The sequence below is a fragment of the Chitinophaga rhizophila genome (genome assembly GCF_019492185.1).
Taxonomy (GTDB): domain Bacteria; phylum Bacteroidota; class Bacteroidia; order Chitinophagales; family Chitinophagaceae; genus Chitinophaga; species Chitinophaga rhizophila.
Window position 1 is genome coordinate 1 of record NZ_JAICCF010000009.1, and the last position, 3485, is coordinate 3485.

The following is a 3485-nucleotide window of genomic DNA, read 5'->3' on the forward strand; positions in this document are numbered from 1 at the left end:
CCCATTGAACCCATACCTATACCCTCCCAAACTCCATTTCCTATCCAGGCTGCAACAGCCCGAACGGATTTTTTACTCAAAGAACTCTCCTCAAGATATAGTTTTTTATTTCATCTGTATTTCAGTTGAAAGAAAAAAAATAACGCGCACGTATGCGGGATAAGGGATGCGTTACTAACGCTGATGATCTTCCTGATGATCATTCATGTATGGAGGTTAAGCATTTGCACTACGTCTACCGCATCCCTTGTCCTGCAGACGGAAGCAAGATAGTACTGCTGATGACCGGGGCGCTACAGCTCACGTTCGCCGCGCCTTGTTCTCCCCCCTTCGTCCATCAGGGTACTAGCCCCCGGTAGCTATAATCTCACGCCTAATAGCGATCCACCGCCACCACCGCCATGCCGCCAGGGCCGCTGGGGCGGGAGTGCGCAGCGATAGCGGAGCACGTAGCCACAGCTGGCCGCGCCTAGACCTTGTTACTGGCCAGGAGCGTAGCGGATGGCAAAGACAAAAAGATAAGGCCCTGGCGGCTAAGGCAGGTGGCGGACAACCATAGGCAGCGTAGGGATGGCCGTAGCATAGCATCCGTGCGCCAGCCGCCAGACCGGGAGCTGCCCGAACGTAGGTCGATGGGGCGCAAAAACTGTGACAGGCTGCCTGTGCGACACACTTGTCCAAGACTGCCTTCGCAGCCTGGCGCATGTTTTTGTTCGCACCGAGACCGGAGAGAGACCGCTTTTCCTGATCACATTTATTACTGAGGATATAAACTTACTGAAGATGGCTTTTAATAGGTCGGCACCAGCTCCGCCTGGTCTCGAACCTGACGCATAATCGCCCCCCGTATACTAGGAACGTGCCTATCATATATACGGCGTCCAGACGAACAAGGGACGAACAAGGGACGAACAAGACGTGGACTTGATACGGACAGCAGATGCATACCAGGCCCTGATGCACCTACTTTAGCGGGTGATAATGCTCTATAGCGGACTGTAAACGGTACACATCGTCCTGGCGGTACTTCTCCGTACTGGATGGGTATTTATGACCTGCGAACCGTTGCACAACCCCTATATCATGACCCTGTAAAAACAGGTTCGCTATTACGCTCTGTCGGATACGCAAGGCTGTTACTTCCCTGCCTGGGTACAACCCCTTATAGGCACGTTTAATGTGTTTACTGATATCTACTCCTTGCATCCCCTTTCCCCGCTGACCAACTAGTAATAATTCGCTTTCCTGCCCCTTTAATAGCCCCGGACGGGTCTGGGATAGGTAAGTCTCCAACCAGGTGATTTGATCCGGTTTTAGGGGTAGTTTTCTGCTATTAGTCACAGCTGTTTGACCTACATATACACTCCCTTCCCCTAAAGATACATTGTTTACGCTTAGGGCAGACAACTCTGCCACCGTCAGCCCCTGGTATATTAACAGACTGATTAACACTTTATTACGAAGCGCAAGCTCCTGGTATCGCTCCGGGCGATCCAATAGCGCTGCCAGCTCCTTACCACTAAACAGGTCCTGTAGCTGCACATCTCTGCCACGCCTGTCTCGTAAACGGATGTTACGGGCTGGATGATCCTGCCGCTGACCCGTATGACACAGGTAGTCGTAATAGGCCTTTATACTGGCCACGATTCTGTTTAAGGTATGAGCATTGCGGTAACGTAGGCGTAACACGCCTATATAGCTTAGTAAGTCGGGGTATTTAGCCCTGGCGGCTTCGGGGTAAGAGGATAAAAACTCCTTGATTGTCCGCAGGTACGAAGAGGCTGTACCAGACCTGTAGTGCTGCTGTAAGTATTGGGTGATTGTCATAATAGCGCCAGTTGGCCAGGTGCTACTTTAGCATAAAGCTGCGTCGCTTCCAGGTGACGGTGACCTAAAAAGTCCCGGACGTATTCCAGCGGCATACCTCCCTGTAGTAAGTGGGTGGCTATACTATGGCGCAGGTAATGAGGGCTGATTCCTGTCCAGGCACTCTCCCGCTTCACTAGCGCCTTCAACAAGCGGCTGTAGCTCTCCCCACTCATGCGCTTTCCTACCCGGTTTAGCATAAAAGCACGCTGCTCTACCCCACTGGCTTTACGGTACTGCTCCAGGTAAACGCCTAACTCCGCCGCTACCTTTCCCGTCAAGGGGATGACCCTACGGCTGGCTCCTTTGCCTGAGCGCACGTATAACAACCGGTGACGCACCTGCACATCCCGTACGTTCAACTGCTCCGCTTCACTACGCCGTAGCCCACAGCTGTAGAACAGGTGTAACATCACCCGTTCACGCACACTACGGGCACCACTGAACAACTCCTTCACCACTGCTACACTCAACGCCTCCCGGTTACCCCGCTCTACCTTCCCTAACCGTAACCCGCTCATAGGATTATACAATAACTCACCACTTTCCTCTAACCAGCTAAAAAACACTTTTAAGGCATACACATAATGGCGGATCATCATCCCACTCAGCGCTCCACCTTTTCGTTTCAACGGACGCACATGCAGCCACTCATAAAATAACCCTATGATCTGAGGCGTTACTTTTATCACAGCTTTACAACCTGCATATGCTAAAAAGTCCCGTACACAACCAGGCAGCATCCGCTGCGTACCAACACTGTAGCCACTTTGATGTAAATAACTTTTAAACCGGGTAATATAATCTTCCATTTTCTACCACTATGACGTTTTATTGTTTTTCACCCCCCTTGAGCATTTTTCCGGAACATGGAACGCCAGGCCATTTTTCCAGTGTTCATCAGGGTTCCAGCGTTCCACTAGCGTTCCGTAGCGTTCCAACTTCCATATCTGGCGTTCCGGTTTTAATCATAGATAGTTGGTTATATAGGTGAGTACGGATACGCTCACGAAGGCCCTGGTAGTTGTCCCAGTAAGATATTTTATAGATGAACCCTTTATTGTGATGACCACCGCAGGTATAGATATATTCCAGGCTGGTAAGATCCTGCGTGTAACGGAACAACTGGGTCTTACTTAGGTGTAACGACTGACGGATCTCACGCAAGGTAAACTCCGCCTGACTATAATTAGTCCCGTATTTGTCACGTAAGTACTCCTTTAACTGCTCAAAGAACTGCCGCAGACTACCATCCAACTCGTCCACCTTTAATACGATACTGTCGAACATAATAGTGATCGCACACTCTACGTCACTGATCGCTGTTAGCAACCGCCCTTTGCTATCTCGCCTCCGCTGGTATTGATGTAACAACGTCACCATCTTCACAAAGTTTAAAAACAGGTCATGCAAACGACGGATCTTATGTGCATCCTCCGGTAAGCGTAATTTACCCGCATAAGGGTTCACTACTTCCAACGCTTCAAGACTCCGTACCAGGTTACAGATAAAGGCTTTATGCTCCTCCTCTTTAACATGATCGATCTCCCCGGACGCTTTACGGTTCTGATAATCGATGATACGGCGTGTCTGTTCACTACTCTCGTCTACTGCTATCA

General features: G+C 50.2%; 3 protein-coding genes. All 3 read right to left on the reverse strand.

The genetic code is table 11. The annotated features are described in order from the left end of the window. Window positions 1-963: 963 nt before the first annotated feature. Window positions 964-1827, reverse strand: a complete 864-nt coding sequence (locus K1Y79_RS28965) for a tyrosine-type recombinase/integrase (protein ID WP_220253726.1) — start codon at window positions 1825-1827, stop codon at window positions 964-966. After that, window positions 1824-2678: a tyrosine-type recombinase/integrase gene (locus tag K1Y79_RS28970; RefSeq protein WP_220253727.1), complete on the reverse strand. Its 855-nt coding sequence runs from the start codon at window positions 2676-2678 to the stop codon at window positions 1824-1826. Before K1Y79_RS28970 ends, K1Y79_RS28965 begins: the two co-directional genes overlap by 4 nt. Window positions 2679-2766: 88 nt before the next feature. After that, window positions 2767-3485: hypothetical protein (locus tag K1Y79_RS28975; protein WP_220253728.1), on the reverse strand; the 719-nt coding region annotated here is incomplete at its 5' end.